Source organism: Microcella sp. (genome assembly GCF_046296455.1).
Classification (GTDB): Bacteria; Actinomycetota; Actinomycetes; order Actinomycetales; family Microbacteriaceae; genus Microcella.
This window is the reverse complement of record NZ_JBKBLF010000025.1, coordinates 16,943-34,267: the sequence shown is the minus strand read 5'-3', so window position 1 is coordinate 34,267 and position 17,325 is coordinate 16,943. Positions and strand designations below refer to the sequence as shown.

Below are 17,325 nucleotides of genomic sequence, written 5' to 3'. Positions count from 1 at the left end.
CGGCCTCGTGCTCGTCTCGCACAGCCTGCCGCTCGCCGAGGCCGCCGCCGCCCTCGCGCGCGAGGTCGTCGGCAGCGCACCCCCGCGCATCGCGATCGCCGCGGGCCGCGCCGATGGGGGAACCGGCACCAATGCCACGCGCGTCGCCGCCGCGATCAGCGAGGCCTCGGAGGGCGCGGGCGTCGTCGTGCTCACCGACCTCGGCTCGGCGGTGCTGAGCGCCGACATGGCCCTCGAGTTTCTCGGCGGCCGCATCGAGGTGCGCGTCGTTCCGGCACCCTTCGTCGAAGGGCTGCTCGCCGCCGTCGTGCGCGCGGGCGCGGGCGAACCGCTCGACGTCGTCGCAGGCGAGGCGAGCGCCGCGCTCGCGCCGAAGCTCGCGATCCTCAGCGAGTCGGCGACCGTCGCGCCCGCGCAGGTGTTCGCGCCCGCACCGGCCCCGCTGCCGCCCGGCCCGGCCCTCGGCCGCGCCCTCGTGCGCAACGAGGGCGGGCTGCACGCGCGCCCCGCCGCCGAGATCGCCGCGCTCGCCGCGACATTCGCCGCCGCCGTGACCCTCGAGGTCGAGGGCAAGGCGCCCGCACCGGCCGGCAGCCCGCTGAGCATCTCGATCCTCACCGTGAAGGCCGGAACCGAGGTCGTCATCCGCGCGTCGGGCGCCGACGCCGCGGCCGCGGTCGAGGCCCTCGTCGCCCTCATCGAAGGCGGCTTCGGAGAGCCGCTCGTGGTGAGCGCGCCCCACCCCGATCACGCAACGGGCCCCCTCGGGGTGAGCCCCGGCCGGGTCATCGGGCCCGTCGCCGTGCTCGTGCACGCGATCGCCGAGCCCAGCGCGACCGCCATGATGGCGCCACCCGCACGCGCTGCCGCGGCGGGCATCCTCGAGGATGCCCTGCGCGCGACCGCCGCCGACTACCGCCGCCGTGCCGACGAGACCGAGGGGCACCGCGCCGAGGTGCTGGCGGCGACCGCGGCGATCGCCGACGACGAGGTGCTGCGGGCGACGGCCGTGGGGGCCGTGCGTGATCGCGGCGTCACGCCCGAGCGCGCGGTGTGGGAGGCGATCGGGCGCATGGTCGACGAGTACCGCGCGGCCGGCGGCGACCTGCTCGACCGCATCACCGATCTGAACGACGTGCGCGACCGCACGATCGCGGCGCTCACGGGCATCGAGCCGCCGGGCCTGCCCGAGCGGCGCGACCCGTACATCCTCATCGCCGACGACCTCGCGCCGGCCGATACGGTCACGCTCGACCCCGCCATGTGCCTCGCGCTCGTCACCGAGCAGGGCGGGCCCACCTCGCACACGGCGATCATCGCGCGCGAGCTCGGACTGCCCGCGGTCGTGGGCGTGCCGGGGGCGACGAGCATCGCCGACGGCACCCTCGTGCTCGTCGATGGCGACACGGGCGAGGTCATCGTGCAGCCCGGCGCGGCCGAGCAGGCCACCGCCACGGGCGTCATCACGCTGCCGCCGTTCCGAGGCCCCGGTCGCACGGCCGACGGCCACCGCGTGGTGCTGAGCGCCAACGTCGGTGCTCCGCGCGAGATCGCTCGCGCCGTCGAGCGGGGCGCCGAGGGCGTGGGCCTGTTCCGCACCGAGTTCTGCTTTCTCGACCGCGCCGACGAGCCGAGCGTCGCCGAGCAGGTCGCCGCCTACCGCGAGGTCTTCGCGGCGTTTCCCGGCCAGCGCGTCATCGTGCGCACGCTCGATGCGGGCAGCGACAAGCCCCTTCCCTTCCTGACCCCCATCCGCGAGCCCAACCCCGTGCTCGGGCTGCGCGGCGTGCGCACGGCCATCCGCGACCCCGGCGTGCTCGACCGGCAGCTGCAGGCGATCGCGCAGGCGGCCGCGCTCGAGCCCGTCGATGTCGCCGTCATGGCGCCGATGATCGCGACGCTCGCCGAGACGCGCGAGTTCGCATCCCGCGCCCGATCGGCGGGAATCGCCAGCGTCGGCATCATGCTCGAGACGCCCGCGGCCGCGATCACGGCCGCCGAGCTGTGCGCCGAGGTCGACTTCTTGAGCGTCGGCACGAACGACCTCTCGCAGTACACGATGGCGGCCGACCGCATGTCGGCCGCGCTCGCGCCGCTCGCCGACCCCTGGCAGCCCGCCCTGCTGCGCATGATCGGGCTCGTCGGCGAGGCGGCCGACGCCACGGGCACCCCCATGGGGCTGTGCGGCGAGGCCGCCGCCGACCCCGACTTCGCCGCCGTGCTCGTCGGGCTCGGTGCCACGAGCCTGTCGATGGTCGCGCGCGCGATCCCCACCGTCGGCGCCCGGCTCGCGGCGGTCACGCTCGAGCAATGCCGGCAGGCGGCCGCGGCCGCGTGCGCAGCCCTCGAGCCGGCCGATGCGCGAGCCGCGGCGCGCGCGGCGCTCGGCTGACCGCCTCGCCGCTAGGCTCGCCCCCGATATGACCCGCCGTCTGACCGCCGTGCTGAGCGCCCTTGAGGCGCTGTTCATCGTCGGCATCGGCATCGCGGTGCCGCTCAGCATCCTCACCGTGATGTGGGCGGCGCAGTTCGGTTTTCAGATCGACTGGATCGAGTTCTGGCGGGCCGCCGTCATCATCTGGCTCATCGGCCACGGGGTGACGGTCACCTTTCAGCTCGACCCGCAGACGGCGCTCGCGCTCGACGTCACGGGCGTCGGCGACCCGTTCGTGGTCTCGATCGCCCTGAGCGGCTTCGCGCTGTGCACGGCGCTCGCGGGCGTCGCGCTCGCGCGCCGGCTGCGGCACGAGCCGCACCGCGTGCTCGGCGAGCTCGTGGCGCTCGGCACCGTCGTCGTGCTCTCGGGGCTCGTCGTGCTCAGCGCGAGCCAGCCCGGAGCGCTCCCGTCGCGCGGTCAGGCGCTGCTGTTCCCCGCACTCGTCCTGGGGCTGGGGCTCGCCATCGGGTCGATCGGCGCGAGCAATCCGGCGCGCGTGCGCCTGCGTGCGCTCATCGCCGACGGCCCGCAGCCCTGGGTCACCGCGGGCGGCGCGGCCCTGCGGGCGGGGCTCGGCACGGTCGCGACCGTCGTCGTCGCGGCATCGCTCGTGACGACCACCGCGCTCGTGCTCGGCTACGGGCAGATCATCGCGCTCTACGAGAGCGTGCAGGCCGGGGTTCTCGGGGGCATCGCGCTCACCGTCGCGCAGCTCGCGATGCTGCCCACGCTCGTGCTGTGGGCGGCGGCGTGGCTCGCCGGCCCGGGTTTCGCGATCGGCGCGGGCTCGAGCGTCAGCCCCATCGCCGCCTCGCTCGGCCCGCTGCCCGCGGTGCCCGTGCTCGGCGCCCTGCCCTCGGAACCCTCGCCGCTCGGCTACCTGACGCTCGCCGTGCCCCTTCTTGCGGCCTTCGCGGCCGGCATCGCCGTGCGGCCCCGGCTCGTGCGCGCCCTCGACGGGGCGCCCCTCGGCCTGTGGGCCCTCGGCACCGGCCTCGGTGCCGCGCTCGTCGCCGGCGGGGCCATGGCCTTTCTCGCGGTCGTTGCCTCCGGCTCCGCCGGGCCCGGACGACTCGCGGTCGTCGGGCCCGACCCGACGGCCGTGGGGCTGTGGATGCTCGTCGAAACCCTCATCGGAGCATCCCTGGGCCTGCTCGCCGGCGGTGTGCGCGCTGCTCGGCCGCAGGCCTTCTCGCGCACCCGGTAGCCTGGGCGGGTGCTGCGGGTCGTCGTGCTGATCTCGGGCGGCGGGTCAAACCTGCGCGCTCTGCTCGAGGCGTGTCGCGATGCCGAGTACCCCGCCCACGTGGTCGCCGTCGGCGCCGATCGCGACGCCGACGGCCTCGCGCACGCCGAGGCGTTCGGCATCCCAGCCTTCACGGTGCCCTACTCGTCGTACCCCTCGCGCGAGGCGTGGGGCGACGAGCTGCTCGCCACGATCGCCGAGTGGCAGCCCGATCTCGTCGTGCTGAGCGGCCTCATGCGCCTGCTGCCGCCGAAGGTCGTCGAGGCCCTCGCGCCGCGGCTCATCAACACGCACCCCGCGTACCTGCCCGAGTTTCCCGGCGCCCACGGCGTGCGCGACGCGCTCGCCGCGGGGGTCGCTCAGACCGGCGCGAGCGTCATCGTCGTCGACACCGGCGTCGACACGGGCCCCGTGCTCGCGCAAGAGCGCGTTCCCGTGCTGCCCGACGACACCGAGCACAGCCTGCACGAGCGCATCAAGCCTGTCGAGCGTCGCCTGCTCATCGACGTGGTGCGCGGCATCGCCGACGGCTCGATCGCGCTCGGCGCAGCATCCACCCCCTGATCACCACTGGAGACCCCCATGGCCGGCCCCGCCCACGACCCCGCCCTGTACCGCCACCGCGACGCCGTTCCGGTGCGCCGCGCGCTCATCTCGGTGAGCGACAAGACGGGGCTGCTCGAGCTCGCCGCGGCGCTCGCCGAGGGCGGCGTCGAGATGGTGTCGACGGGCTCGACGGCGGCGACGATCGCCGCGGCGGGGCATCCCGTCACCGAGGTCGCGGCCGTCACCGGCTTCGCCGAGACGCTCGACGGGCGCGTCAAGACGCTGCACCCGAAGGTGCACGCGGGCATCCTCGCCGACCTGCGGCTCGCCTCGCACGAAGCGCAGCTCATCGACCTCGGCGTGACGCCCTTCGACCTCGTCGTCGTCAACCTGTACCCCTTCGTCGAGACGGTCGCCTCGGGCGCCGAGGGCGATGCGGTGATCGAGCAGATCGACATCGGCGGCCCCGCGATGGTGCGCGCCGCCGCCAAGAACCACGCCAACGTCGCGATCATCGTCGACCCGGCCGACTACGTGATGGTGACGAAGGCGCTCACGCTCGGGGGTACGACGCTCGCGCAGCGTCAGCGCTTTGCCGCCAAGGCCTTCGCGCACACGGCCGCCTACGACACCGCGGTGGCGGGCTGGTTCGCCGACACGCTCGGGGTGCGCGCGTCACATCCTGCAGGTGACGGCAGCCCCTCGACCATTGACGTGCACGCGACGCTGCAGCAGGTGCTGCGCTACGGCGAGAACAGCCACCAGCACGCCGCGCTCTACCGCGCCGACGGTAGCCACGGCATCGCGCAGGCGACCCAGCTGCACGGCAAAGAGATGTCGTACAACAACTTCGTGGATGCCGACGCGGCTGTGCGCGCCGCCTACGACCACGAGGCTCCCGCGGTCGCCATCATCAAGCACGCCAACCCCTGCGGCATCGCCGTCGGCGACTCGATCGCTGCGGCCCACGCGGCCGCGCACGCGTGCGACCCCGTCTCGGCCTTCGGGGGAGTGATCGCCGCCAACCGCGTCATCACGCGCGAGGCCGCCGAGTCGATCGCACCGATCTTCACCGAGGTCGTCGTGGCGCCCGGGTTCGAGCCTGCCGCTCTGGAGCTTCTCCGCGAGAAGAAGAACATCCGGCTCATCGAGCTGCCCGCGGGCTTTGCACTCGGCGACGTCGAGCTGCGGCAGGTGAGCGGCGGGTGGCTGCGGCAGAGCGCCGACCGCGCGTTCGCGCCCGCCGCCTCGTGGCAGCTCGTCTCCGGCCCCGCCGCGTCGGCGTCGCAGTTGGCAGACCTCGAATTCGCCTGGCGAGCGTGCCGAGCCGTCAAGTCGAACGCGATTCTGCTGGCCTCGGGTGGAGCATCCGTCGGTGTCGGCATGGGGCAGGTCAACCGCGTCGACTCGTGCCACCTCGCGGTGTCGCGCGCCGGCGATCGGGCGCGCGGCTCGGTCGCCGCGTCGGACGCGTTCTTCCCGTTCGCCGACGGCCTGCAGGTGCTCATCGACGCGGGTGTCTCGGCGGTCGTGCAGCCGGGTGGCTCGGTGCGCGACGAGGAAGTCATTGCGGCGGCCCAGGCGGCCGGCGTGACGATGTACCTCACGGGCGAGCGGCACTTCTTCCACTAGGCCGCGGTGGCCCTCAGATTCTGCGCAAACTGGCTCGACCTGAACGGTGGAGCGCCCTTCTGGCCCAGATCTGGGAGGGGTGGCGGGGCAGTAGCGTTGAACCCATGACGCCCCTCGCTCGCCGCCTGCTCGACTCCGCCCTCGCCGCGCTCGCGGTCGCCCTCGTCACGCACCTCGTGACCGTCGTGCTGTTCGCCGCGATCAACGGCGCGACGGTCGAGGTGCTCGCGCAGGTCAACGGCGTCTTCGGGTTCTCGTCGATGCTGCTGTTCGTCTTCGTCGCCGTCATCGGCACGGCGGGTGTGCTCGAGTACCGCTGGATCGCCCTCGCGGTCGCCGTGCTCGCCGCGTTCGTTTCGTCGTGGCTCGGCGCGCTGCTCGCGATCGTGGCGGCGGGCAACCCCATCAGCGGCGAGCTCATCGACTACCTGTGGATCAGCGTGCTCGGATTCAACCTCCTGTTCCAGGTCGTCGCCGTGCTCGCGGTCGTCACGGTGGGCCGACGGGTCTGGATGGCGCGCCAAGCAGGCGCCGCGGCATCCCGCCGCCTCGCGATCGTGCGGATGCCCAGCTCGCGCCTCGCCGAGGGCGAGCTGACCCACCAGGAGCGCGTGCCCGTCGATATGGACCTCGCCGATGCGCAGTGGGAGGCCTACGTCGAGGCGCTACGCGCCGAGGGCTTCACGATCGTCGACGTGCCGCCCGTCGACGAGCTGCCCGACTCGGTGTTCATCGAAGACGCGCTCGTCATGATCGACGGCACCGCGGTCGTCACGCGCCCGGGCGCCGAGTCGCGTCGCGCCGAGGTCGTGGCCGCCGAGCAGACCGCGGTCGAGCTGGGCCTGCGCGTCGAGCGCATCGTCGAGCCCGGCACGCTCGACGGCGGCGACGTGCTGGCCATCGGCGACGTGCTCTACGTCGGCCGCGGCGGGCGCACCAACGCCGAGGGCATCCGGCAGCTGCGGGCCATCGCGCGCCGGCACGGGCGCGATGTCGTGGCCGTGCCCGTGACGAAGGCGCTGCACCTCAAGAGCGCCGTGACCGCGCTGCCCGACGGAACCGTGGTGGGGCATCCCTCGCTCATCGATGACGTGTCGATGTGGCGCACCTTCATGCCCATGCCCGAGGCCGAGGGCGGCCACGTCGTCGTGCTGAGCGATGACGCCGTGCTCATGGCGGCCTCGGCGCCGCAGAGCGCCGAGCTCATCCGCTCGCTCGGCTACCGCGTCGTGACGGTCGACATCTCAGAGTTCGAGAAGCTCGAGGGATGCGTCACGTGCCTGAGCGTGCTCGTGCGGTCGTCGGGTCGATAACACCCGCATCACGATTCGGCCGCGGTTCGACAATCGTCATACCAAAGCCATAGTCTGGAAGGCTTCGCCCGGCCACCCCGGGTGCCGCCGTTCACCCCGCCACCATCGCCATTCCGCCCCCGCCACGAGCGGGCGCGCACCATCGAGGACCAACCGTGTCGACGACGAAACCAGACCAGCCCCGCCTGAGCACCTTTCGGGCGATCGCGCGCATCTACCCCTACGCGAAGCCCGCCATGCCGTGGATCTACGCGGGCATGGGCGCGGCGCTCGCCGCGGGCATCGTCACGCTCGTCATCCCGATCGTGCTGCAGGGCCTCGTCGACGGCCCGCTCGCGACGGGCGACCCCGCGCAGATCTGGCCCGCCGCGATCATTGTGCTCGTGCTGGGCGTGCTCGAAGCCGTGTTCATCATGCTGCGGCGCCTGTTCGTGCTGACCCCCGGCACGCACATCGAGGCGCGCATGCGCAACGGCCTCTACGCGCAGCTGCAAGACCTGCCGGTCGCCTTCCACGACCGCTGGCAGTCGGGGCAGCTGCTCAGCCGCGCGGTGAGCGATCTCAACCTGATCCGCCGCTGGTTGTCGTTCGGCTTCGTGCTGCTCATCGTCAACTCGGTGACGATCGTCATCGGCTTCGTCGTGCTCATCAACTGGAGCCTCTGGCTGGGTCTGCTCTTCCTCGTGATGAGCATCCCGCTGTGGATCTACGGCTACCTGTTCGAGAACAAGTACTCGGTCATCGCGCGGCGTGCGCAAGACCAGCAGGGCGACCTCGCCACGGCGGTCGAAGAGAGCGTGCACGGCATCCGCGTGCTCAAGGCCTTCGGCCGCGGCAAGCACTCGCTGCTGAAGTTCGCCGACCAGGCCGAGTTGCTGCGCGGCACCGAGATCGAGAAGGCCAAGGCCATCGCGGGCATCTGGTTCTGGCTGCTGCTCGTGCCCGACGTCGCCTTCGCCCTCTGCCTGCTCGGCGGGGTCGCCCTCGCGGCGAATGGCGAGCTCACGGTCGGCGAGCTGTTCGCCTTCTTCGCCACGGCGACCGTGCTGCGGTTCCCGATCGAATCGATCGGCTTCTTGCTCTCGATGACGTTCGATGCGCGCACGGCGACCGACCGCTTCTTCGAGGTCATGGACGAAATCAACACCATCACCGACCCCGAGTCGCCCGCGACGATCGCCGCACCGAGCGGCCGGCTCACGTTCGACAACGTGGTGTTCCGGTATCAGGATGCTCCCGCCGACCAGCCCGGAATCCTCGACGGGGTCTCGCTCGAGCTCGAACCCGGCGAGACCATGGCGCTCGTCGGCATCACGGGCAGCGGCAAGACCACGATGACGGCGCTCGCGACGCGCCTGTACGACGTCACGTCGGGGCGCGTGCTCATCGACGGCGTCGACATTCGCGACCTCACGCGCGAAGAGCTGCGCCGCCACATCGCGATGGCCTTCGAAGACGCGACGCTGTTCTCGGCGAGCGTGCGCGACAACGTGCTTCTCGGGCGCCCCGAGCTCACCGAGAGCAACGACCCGGCCGACGCGGCCGAGGCCGAGCGGGTTCTCGCCGAAGCGCTCGACATCGCCCAGGCCGACTTCGTGCACAGCCTGCCCGACGGCGTCGACACGACCGTGGGCGAAGAGGGGCTCAGCCTCTCGGGCGGCCAGCGCCAGCGGCTCGCGCTCGCCCGCGCCGTCGCGGCGAATCCGGCGGTGCTCGTGCTCGACGACCCGCTGAGCGCGCTCGATGTCGACACCGAGGCCCTCGTCGAGGCCGCGCTGCGGCGGGTGCTTGCGACGACCACCGGCCTCATCGTCGCGCACCGGCCATCCACGGTGCAGATGGCCGACCGCGTCGCCCTGCTGCAAGAGGGCCGCATCACCGACGTCGGCACCCACAGCGAGCTGCTGAAGCGCAACGAGCACTACCGCTACGTCATCTCGTCGCTCGAAGACGAAGAACTCGCGGCGGCCGAGCGCGCCGATCGCGAGCTCAAGCTCGCCGAGCAAGAGGGCCGTCGGCGCGATGCGATCGACCGGGAGAGCAGAGTCATTGACAACGAAGGCGAGGTGACCCGATGAGCGTCACGGGCGTCGAAGGCGAAGAGCGCAACGACTTCTCGCGCGCCGAGTCGAAGCAGATCAGGGCGCGGTCGCTGCGGCTGCTGGGCTCGCTCGTGCGCCCGGTGCGCTGGCGCATCGCGGGCACGATGGTCGTGCTCGTCATCTCGATCGCCCTGCAGGTGGCGGGGCCGGCGCTCATCGCGATCGGCATCAACACGGGCCTGCCCGCGCTGCTCGACCAGAACGACTGGATGCCCGTGGCGCTCATCGTGGGCGCGTACGTCTTCACGGGTGTCGTGGGCGCGTCGCTCGCCGCCGTGTTCCAGGTGATCAGTGCGCGGTTGAGCCAGGCGATCCTGCTCGATCTGCGCAAGCGCGTCTTTCTGCACACGCAGCGGCTCTCGCTCGAGTTCCACGAGTCGTACACCTCGGGTCGCATCATCGCGCGCCAGACGAGCGACCTCGACTCGATTCGCGAGCTGCTCGACTCGGGGCTCACGCAGCTCGTCTCGGGCCTGCTCTACATGGGGTTCACGGCCGCGGCGCTCGTGCTGCTCGACCCGGTCTCGGGCATCGTGCTCGCGGTCTCGCTGATTCCGCTGCTGCTGCTAACGCGGTGGTTCCAGGTGCGCTCGCAGAAGCTGTTCCGGCAGACGCGCGTGGCCTCGGCGCGCCTCATCGTGCACTTCGTCGAGACCATGACGGGCATCCGCGCCGTCAAGGCGTTCCGCAAAGAGCCCCGCAACGAGCGGCAGTTCGCCGGCCACGTCGAGGACTACCGCGATGCCAACGCGCGCGTCATCCGGCTCTTCGGCATCTTCGATCCGGGCCTCGTGCTCATCGGCAACGTGACCGTCGCGGCCGTGCTCGTGGTGGGTGCCTTCCGCGTCGTCGACGGGGCTCTGCTGATCGGCTCGCTGCTCGCGATCGTGCTCTACACGCGCCGGTTCTTCGACCCCGCCGAAGAGATGGCAATGTTCTACAACTCGTACCAGTCGGCCGCGGCCGCGCTCGAAAAAATCTCGGGCGTGCTCGAAGAGAAGCCGAGCGTGCCCGACCCGACGACGCCCATCGACCTGTGGAAGGCGCGCGGCACGGTGCACTTCGACCAGGTGCGCTTCTCGTACACCGACGATGCGGTCGTGCTGCCCGACCTCGAGCTGACCATCCCCGCCGGCCAGACCATTGCGCTCGTCGGCACGACGGGCGCGGGCAAGTCGACGCTCGCGAAGCTCATTGCGCGCTTCTACGACCCGACCGGCGGTGCGGTGACGCTCGACGGGGTCGACCTGCGCAAGCTGCACCCGAAAGACCTGCGGCGCGCGATCGTCATGGTCACGCAAGAGGCCTACCTGTTCTCGGGCACGGTCGCCGACAACATCGCGCTCGGCAACCCCGAGGCGACCCGCGAGCAGATCGTCGCGGCGGCGAAGGCGGTCGGCGCGCACGCGTTCATCGAGTCGCTGCCGAACGGGTACGAGACCGACGTGAACAAGCGCGGCGGCCGCGTCTCGGCGGGGCAGCGGCAGCTGATCTCGTTCGCGCGGGCCTTTCTCGCCGACCCGACCGTGCTCATCCTCGACGAGGCCACGGCCTCGCTCGATATCCCGAGCGAGCGGCTCGTGCAGCAGGCCCTGCAGACGCTTCTCGCCGACCGCACGGCGGTCATCATCGCGCACCGGCTCTCGACCGTCGCGATCGCCGACCGCGTGCTCGTCATGGAGCACGGTCGCGTGATCGAAGACGGCACGCCGGCGGAGCTCATCGCGGGCACCGGCAAGTTCGCGCAGCTGCACGCGGCCTGGCGCGACTCGCTCGTGTAGGCGGCCCGTTGATCGAGCGCGCGCGCGACGCCACCCCGCCGACGCCGTGCAACTCGCACCGTTCGCGACACCTCGCACCTGAGCATGCGTACGAGGTGTCGCAAACGGTGCGACGGCGGTGACGAGAGCGTTCACGCGGGCTGGGTAGGGTTCGCGGTGTGACCGATCGACCCGTGGATGCCGCACCCGAGCCCGACGCGGCCGTCGAGCCTGCGCGGCGCGGGTCGGCGCTCGAGGTGCTCGGCCAGTTCACGGTGCTCGGCCTCACGTCGTTCGGCGGACCGGTGGCGCACCTCGGCTACTTTCGCGAGCGCCTCGTGGTGCGCCGGCGGTGGATCAGCGAGCAGGGCTACGCCGAGCTCGTCGCCCTCGCGCAATTCTTGCCCGGCCCCGCCTCGAGCCAGGTCGGATTCGCGCTCGGGCTGCATCGGGCGGGATTACTCGGCGGGCTCGCGGCGTTCGCGGCCTTCACCCTGCCAAGCGCGGTGCTGCTCGTGCTCGCGGCCCTCAGCGCTCCGCTGCTCGACGGCCCCGTCGCCGAGGGGCTCATCGCGGGGCTGAAGGTCGTCGCCGTCGCGGTCGTCGCGCACGCGGTGTGGGGCATGGCGCGCACGCTCACTCCCGACCTGCGTCGCGCGGGCATCGCGCTCGTCGCGGGTCTCATCGTGCTGCTCGTCGGCACGGGCTGGGCGACGCTCGCCGCGATCGCGCTCGGGGCGCTCGCGGGCCTGCTGCTGTGCCGCGCGGGTGAGGTGACCGCCGAGGGCGGGCTGAGCATCCCGATCTCGCGACGCGTGGGTGCCGCCTGCCTCGTCGCGGTCGGCGTGCTGCTGCTCGGCCTGCCCCTGCTCGCCGCGCTCGCCCCGAGCCAGCCGATCGCGGTCGCCGACGGCTTCCTCCGCGCCGGGGCGCTCGTGTTCGGCGGCGGGCACGTCGTGCTTCCGCTGCTCGAGACCGCGGTCGTCGAGCCGGGCTGGGTGAGCGAGCAGCAGTTCCTCGCGGGCTACGGCGCCGCCCAGGCCGTGCCGGGGCCGCTCTTCACGGTCGCGGCCTTCCTCGGCGCCTCGATCGCCCCGGGCGCCGAGGGCGTGCTGCTCGCCGGTGTCGCGCTCGTCGCGATCTTCTTGCCCGGCCTGCTGCTCATCGTCGGCGTGCTGCCGTTCTGGGGCGCTCTGCAGGGCCGCCCCGTCGTGCCCGCCCTCGTGCGCGGCGCCAACGCAGCGGTCGTCGGGGTGCTCGCGGCGGCGCTCTACGACCCCGTTGCCACGAGCGCGCTCGTCGACGCGCCGACCGTCGCGCTCGCCGTGCTGTGCACGGCGCTGCTCATCGTCGTGCGCGTGCCCGCGTGGGCCGTCGTCATCGTCGGCGCCGGCGGTGGCATGCTGCTCGCGGCGTTCTGACGCCTCCCGCCCGCGCTACGGGCGGCGCAACCCCGCAGTATTCTCGGCGATCGCCACGAGCGCCACGTTGACCTCGACGATCATGCGCGCGAGCACGACCGCCACGAGCGTCGCGATCGGCACGAGCACGAGGGCGCCGAGCACCGTCAGCACACCCGAGATCGGCTGGCCACCGGTCATGAGGCCGACCCCGGTCACGACGATGCTGAAGAACGCGACGAGGCCGGAGAGCACGATGCTCACGAGCAAGATGGCGTAGATGAAGCCCGCGATGCGCCGCGTGATGAAGGTCGTGAACCGAAAGTCGACGAGCGCGCGAAAGAATCCGGGCACGGCGCTCACGTCGAGCGCGAGCAACTGGTCGGCGAGCGCCGGAGCGGCGGCGGGCTCAGCGGCGGTCGCGTCGGGAGCCGCCGCCGCGGGAGCCGCGGCTGCCGGCTTCGGTTTGCGGGTGCGGGGCGCGGGGGCGGGGGAGTCGGTCACGAGAACCTCCGGGGGGTCGGGATGCGCGGCACGCGCCGCACTCGGGCACAGTATCGCCGTGAGTGGTCGTGGGCTAGGAGGGCGCCCAGCGCGCCGCCACGAGGTCGAGGCGGTACGCCCACGCGGGTTCGCCGGCTGCGGGGGCCCGCAGCGGCGTGCTCTCGGCGCGGTAGTGCGCGAGCGCCTCGACCTCATGACCCGCGGGCGGGCGGCCGTCGGCGCGCACGACGCGCCACCACGGCACGCTCGAGCCCTCGGTGGCCATGACCCGGCCGACCGCGCGGGCCCCGCGTGAGCCGAGCTCGGCGGCCACGTCGCCGTAGGTCATGACGCGGCCGGGCGGGATTCCGTCGACCACGAGCAGCACGGCGCCGCCGAAGTCGAGGGGCGGCTCGCTCGAGGCGGGCATCCCGTGAGCGATCGCCACCGGCAGGTCAGATGGTGAGCGCGCCGATCTTCTCGCCGTACTCGGTCTCGCCCGTCTCGACGAATCCGATGCGGCGGAAGAACTCGCCCGGCCCGTCGTCGCCGGTCTCCCAGATGACGGTGACGGTGTGAAAACCGCGCTGGCGGGCTTCTTCGGCCAGCTCGTGCACGGCGAACTTGCCGATGCCGCGGCCCTGCGCCGTGGCATCCACGTTGATGCGCCAGATGCAGCTGCGAAACTCGGGCCTCGGGTTGTCGGCGTCGAAGTTGCCGCGGATGAAGCCGACGACATCGTCACCGTCGAGCACGACGCGCGCCCATGTGGTCGTGGGGTTCACGTAGGCGTCGGCGGCCGAGTACGACACGGGCGTGACGAACTGCTCTTGCCCCGGCCTGAGCGTCAGGCCGTTCGCCGCCACGATCGTCTTGGCCGACAGTTCTTCGAGTCTCAAGCTCCCCATGCCCCCCAGGGTAGACGGTGGGCCCGGCCCGCGGGGGCCCCGATGTATCTCGATATCGAGACAACCCGGGCGAGCCGGTAGGCTGGCGGGCGGCACATCACCAACGGAAAGGCACCCCCTCGTGGAGAAGATCAAGGTCGAAGGAACGGTCGTCGAGCTCGACGGCGACGAGATGACCCGCATCATCTGGCAGTTCATCAAAGACCGCCTCATCCACCCGTACCTCGACCTCACGCTCGAGTACTACGACCTCGGAATCGAGCACCGCGACGCGACCGACGACCAGGTCACGATCGACGCCGCGCACGCGATCATCAAGCACGGCGTGGGCGTCAAGTGCGCCACGATCACGCCCGACGAGGCGCGCGTCGAAGAGTTCGGCCTCAAGAAGATGTGGAAGAGCCCCAACGGCACCATCCGCAACATCATCGGCGGCGTCATCTTCCGCGAGCCCATCGTCATCTCGAACATCCCGCGCCTCGTGCCCGGCTGGAACAAGCCGATCATCATCGGCCGCCACGCTTTCGGCGACCAGTACCGCGCCACCGACTTCCGCTTCGAGGGCAAGGGCACGCTCACGGTCGAGTTCACGCCGGAGGACGGCTCGGAGCCGCTGAAGTTCGAGGTCTACCAGTCGCCCGGTAGCGGTGTGGCCCAGGTGCAGTACAACCTCGACGAGTCGATCCGCGACTTCGCGCGCGCCTCGCTCAACTACGGCCTCGCCCGCAGCTACCCCGTCTACCTCTCGACGAAGAACACGATCCTCAAGGCCTACGACGGCCGCTTCAAGGATCTGTTCGAAGAGGTCTTCGAGACCGAGTTCAAGGCGCAGTTCGAGGCCGCCGGCATCACCTACGAGCACCGCCTCATCGACGACATGGTCGCCTCGGCCATGAAGTGGGAGGGCGGCTACGTCTGGGCCTGCAAGAACTACGACGGCGACGTACAGAGCGACACCGTGGCGCAGGGCTTCGGCTCGCTCGGCCTCATGACGAGCGTGCTGACGAGCCCCGACGGCCAGGTCGTCGAGGCCGAGGCCGCGCACGGCACGGTCACGCGGCACTACCGCATGCACCAGCAGGGCAAGCCCACGTCGACGAACCCGATCGCCTCGATCTTCGCGTGGACCCGTGGCCTCATGCACCGCGGCAAGCTCGACGGCAACCCGGCGCTCATCACCTTCGCCGAGACGCTCGAAGAGGTCGTCATCACGACGGTCGAGAGCGGCAAGATGACGAAAGACCTGGCCATTCTCATCAGCCCCGAGCAGCCCTACCTGACGACGGAGGACTTCCTCGCCGCGCTCGACGAGAACCTGAAGGCGCGACTCGCCTAAATACCCCGGGGGGTATATTTTGGATGCGCGGCGCGGGTGCGCCGCGCATCCATTGGAAGGAAACCCCATGTGCGCTCCCGCTCGTTGCTCCGCCTGCGGCAAGGTCACCTGGTCGGGCTGCGGCCAGCACATCGAGCAGGCGCTCGAGGGCGTCCCGGCCGCGCAGCGCTGCACCTGCGACTAGCCCTGCCGTGACCCGCATCGCGTCACCGCGAGGTGCCGTGCGGCCCTGGTGGTGGCAGCGGAATCGCGCTAGACCGGAGTCGTGACCCGCCGCCTCTCGCTCGTGCGCCGCTTCCCGCTCGTCGCCGTCACCGTCGCGATCGGGCTCGTTGCGGGCGCGCTCGCCGCCGCGGGCCTCGAACCGGCCGCGCGCTGGGTCATCTCGCTCTACGCTCTGGCGATCGCCGGCGTCGAGGCCGTGCGCATGGTGCGCGGGCTGCTGTCGAAGCAGTTCGGCCTCGATATCCTCGCCGTCACGGCCATCGTCAGCACGATCGCCGTGGGCGAGTACTGGGCGAGCCTCGTCATCGTGCTGATGCTCACGGGCGGCGAGGCGCTCGAGGTCGCCGCGGCCGGCCGTGCCCAGCGCGAGCTGCGCGCGCTGCTCGATCGCGTGCCGCAGCTCGCGCACCGCATCGAGGCCGACGGCGGCATCGTGGATGTCGCGGCCGACCAGGTGCGCGTCGGCGACCGGCTGCTCGTGCGCCCCGCCGAGATCGTTCCCGTCGACGCCAAGCTCGCGAGCCCGCTCGGCAGCGTCGACGAGTCGTCGCTCACGGGCGAGAGCCTGCCCGTCGACAAGGTCGCGGGCGATGCCGTGCTGAGCGGCTCGGTCAACGGGCCCTCCGCGGTCGAGGTCGTCGCCACGGCCCTCGCGGCCGACTCGCAGTACCAGCGCATCGTCGAGCTCGTGCGCGATGCCGCGAGCAGCAAGGCGCCGCTCGTGCGCCTCGCCGACCGCTACGCGCTGCCCTTCACGGCGGTGTCGCTCGCGATCGCGGGCGTCGCCTGGGCGCTCAGCGGCGACCCCGTGCGGTTCGCCGAGGTGCTCGTCGTCGCGACGCCCTGCCCTCTGCTCATCGCGGCTCCCGTGGCCTTCATGGGCGGCATGAGCAGCGCGGCGAAGCGCGGCATCGTCATGAAGAACGCGGGCTCGCTCGAGAAGCTCGCGCGTGCGCGCACGGTCGCCTTCGACAAGACGGGCACGCTCACGCGGGGGCGCCCCGCGGTGGTCGCGGCGCACGCCGAGCCCGGGTTCGCGCACGACGAGCTCGTGCAGCTCGTCGCCTCGGCCGAGCGCTACTCCTCGCACGTGCTCGCCGACTCGCTGCAGCGCGCGGCGCTCGAACGCGGGCTGCCGCTGCTCGAGGCCGACGACGCACGCGAGGTCGCCGCCCACGGCGTCGTCGCGACGATCGGCGGGCGACAGGTCGTCGTCGGCAAGCCCGGCTTCGTGACCGAGCACGCGCCCGACACGGCCGAGCGCCCGGGCGCGAGCGGCGAAGCGGTCGTGTACGCGGCGATCGACGGCCGGTTCGCGGGTGTCGTCGTGCTGCGGGATGCCCTGCGCGACGACGCGCCGGCCACGCTCGCCGCGCTGCGCGCGCTGGGGGTCGCGCGCATCCTCATGGTCACGGGCGATATCGGTGCCACGGCACGCCCGATCGCCGCCGGCCTCGGCATCACCGAGGTGCACGCCGAGTGCCTGCCCGACGACAAGGTGCGCATCATCCGCGAGGCCCGCCCGCGCCCCGTCGTCATGGTCGGCGACGGCGTGAACGACGCCCCCGTGCTTGCCGTGAGCGACGTCGGCATCGCCATGGGGGCGAAGGGCTCGACGGCGGCGAGCGAGTCGGCCGACGTCGTCATCCTGCTCGACGACATCGCGCGCGTCGCCCGCGCGGTCGCGATCGGGCAGCGCACCGTGCGCATCGCCCTGCAGAGCATCTGGCTCGGCATCGCGATCTCGATCGGGCTCATGCTCGCCGCCGCCGTCGGCCTGCTGCCCGCGATCGCGGGGGCCGCGCTGCAGGAGGTCGTCGATCTCGTGGCCATCCTCGGCGCGCTGCGGGCCGTGCGCGCGGGCGCAGCGCCCGTGCCGGGGCTGGATGCTGCGCGCACGCGCCGGGGCGCGACGACCGTCACCGAGCCGTAGCCGG

The 17,325-nt window shown here is 72.2% G+C and carries 13 protein-coding genes; 10 read left to right on the top strand and 3 right to left on the bottom strand.

From position 1 onward, the window contains the following. From ptsP to chrA, 8 genes are all read left to right on the top strand, one after another. On the top strand, nt 1–2,392 hold a 2,392-nt coding region (gene ptsP, locus ACK4HH_RS11460; RefSeq protein WP_409651943.1), incomplete at its 5' end, for a phosphoenolpyruvate--protein phosphotransferase. 28 nt (nt 2,393–2,420) lie between these two features. Further along, nucleotides 2,421–3,644: a DUF6350 family protein gene (locus tag ACK4HH_RS11455; protein ID WP_409651940.1), complete on the top strand. Its 1,224-nt coding sequence runs from the start codon at nt 2,421–2,423 to the stop codon at nt 3,642–3,644. A 9-nt stretch (nt 3,645–3,653) separates the two neighbouring features. Further along, entirely contained in the window at nt 3,654–4,247 is a 594-nt protein-coding gene (purN, locus tag ACK4HH_RS11450; protein WP_409651937.1) for a phosphoribosylglycinamide formyltransferase, read from the top strand. 18 nt (nt 4,248–4,265) lie between these two features. Continuing rightward, nucleotides 4,266–5,861: a bifunctional phosphoribosylaminoimidazolecarboxamide formyltransferase/IMP cyclohydrolase gene (gene purH / locus ACK4HH_RS11445; protein ID WP_409651935.1), complete on the top strand. Its 1,596-nt coding sequence runs from the start codon at nt 4,266–4,268 to the stop codon at nt 5,859–5,861. A 104-nt stretch (nt 5,862–5,965) separates the two neighbouring features. Next, nucleotides 5,966–7,174 (top strand): dimethylargininase, encoded by a 1,209-nt coding sequence (gene ddaH / locus ACK4HH_RS11440; protein ID WP_409651932.1) that lies wholly within the window; start codon nt 5,966–5,968, stop codon nt 7,172–7,174. 236 nt (nt 7,175–7,410) lie between these two features. Then, nucleotides 7,411–9,252, top strand: coding sequence for an ABC transporter ATP-binding protein (locus ACK4HH_RS11435; RefSeq protein ID WP_409651948.1), 1,842 nt, complete (start codon nt 7,411–7,413; stop codon nt 9,250–9,252). Beyond that, nucleotides 9,249–11,057 carry an ABC transporter ATP-binding protein gene (locus ACK4HH_RS11430; RefSeq protein ID WP_409651930.1) on the top strand — a complete coding sequence of 603 codons (1,809 nt, stop codon included), beginning with the start codon at nt 9,249–9,251 and terminating at the stop codon, nt 11,055–11,057. The genes ACK4HH_RS11435 and ACK4HH_RS11430 overlap by 4 nt, the downstream gene beginning before the upstream one ends. A 236-nt stretch (nt 11,058–11,293) precedes the next feature. Then, nucleotides 11,294–12,457, top strand: coding sequence for a chromate efflux transporter (gene chrA / locus ACK4HH_RS11425; RefSeq protein ID WP_409651946.1), 1,164 nt, complete (start codon nt 11,294–11,296; stop codon nt 12,455–12,457). A gap of 15 nt (nt 12,458–12,472) precedes the next feature. On the opposite strand, the gene ACK4HH_RS11420 is transcribed toward chrA, so the two are convergent. The 3 genes from ACK4HH_RS11420 to ACK4HH_RS11410 all read right to left on the bottom strand — a co-directional run bounded on the left by ACK4HH_RS11420 (nt 12,473) and on the right by ACK4HH_RS11410 (nt 13,827). Continuing rightward, nucleotides 12,473–12,940, bottom strand: coding sequence for a DUF4282 domain-containing protein (locus ACK4HH_RS11420; protein ID WP_409651928.1), 468 nt, complete (start codon nt 12,938–12,940; stop codon nt 12,473–12,475). 73 nt (nt 12,941–13,013) lie between these two features. Continuing rightward, nucleotides 13,014–13,349: an MGMT family protein gene (locus tag ACK4HH_RS11415; protein WP_409651925.1), complete on the bottom strand. Its 336-nt coding sequence runs from the start codon at nt 13,347–13,349 to the stop codon at nt 13,014–13,016. 25 nt (nt 13,350–13,374) lie between these two features. Further along, nucleotides 13,375–13,827 carry an N-acetyltransferase family protein gene (locus ACK4HH_RS11410; protein ID WP_409651922.1) on the bottom strand — a complete coding sequence of 151 codons (453 nt, stop codon included), beginning with the start codon at nt 13,825–13,827 and terminating at the stop codon, nt 13,375–13,377. Nucleotides 13,828–13,948: 121 nt separating this feature from the next. Here ACK4HH_RS11410 and ACK4HH_RS11405 point away from each other — a divergent pair, with 121 nt between their 5' ends. Both ACK4HH_RS11405 and ACK4HH_RS11400 read left to right on the top strand, forming a co-directional pair. Further along, nucleotides 13,949–15,163, top strand: a complete 1,215-nt coding sequence (locus ACK4HH_RS11405; RefSeq protein WP_409651920.1) for an NADP-dependent isocitrate dehydrogenase — start codon at nt 13,949–13,951, stop codon at nt 15,161–15,163. Nucleotides 15,164–15,428: 265 nt separating this feature from the next. Continuing rightward, nucleotides 15,429–17,321, top strand: coding sequence for a heavy metal translocating P-type ATPase (locus tag ACK4HH_RS11400; protein ID WP_409651917.1), 1,893 nt, complete (start codon nt 15,429–15,431; stop codon nt 17,319–17,321). The last annotated feature ends 4 nt before the right edge of the window (nt 17,322–17,325 follow it).

Coding starts and splice junctions, on each gene's coding strand:
- purH (WP_409651935.1), top strand. CDS start 4,266: ATGGCCGGCCCCGCCCACGACCCCGCCCTGTACCGCCACCGCGACGCC.
- ddaH (WP_409651932.1), top strand. CDS start 5,966: ATGACGCCCCTCGCTCGCCGCCTGCTCGACTCCGCCCTCGCCGCGCTC.
- ACK4HH_RS11430 (WP_409651930.1), top strand. CDS start 9,249: ATGAGCGTCACGGGCGTCGAAGGCGAAGAGCGCAACGACTTCTCGCGC.
- ACK4HH_RS11415 (WP_409651925.1), bottom strand. CDS start 13,349: ATGCCCGCCTCGAGCGAGCCGCCCCTCGACTTCGGCGGCGCCGTGCTG.
- ACK4HH_RS11435 (WP_409651948.1), top strand. CDS start 7,411: ATGCCGTGGATCTACGCGGGCATGGGCGCGGCGCTCGCCGCGGGCATC.
- ACK4HH_RS11410 (WP_409651922.1), bottom strand. CDS start 13,827: ATGGGGAGCTTGAGACTCGAAGAACTGTCGGCCAAGACGATCGTGGCG.
- ACK4HH_RS11455 (WP_409651940.1), top strand. CDS start 2,421: ATGACCCGCCGTCTGACCGCCGTGCTGAGCGCCCTTGAGGCGCTGTTC.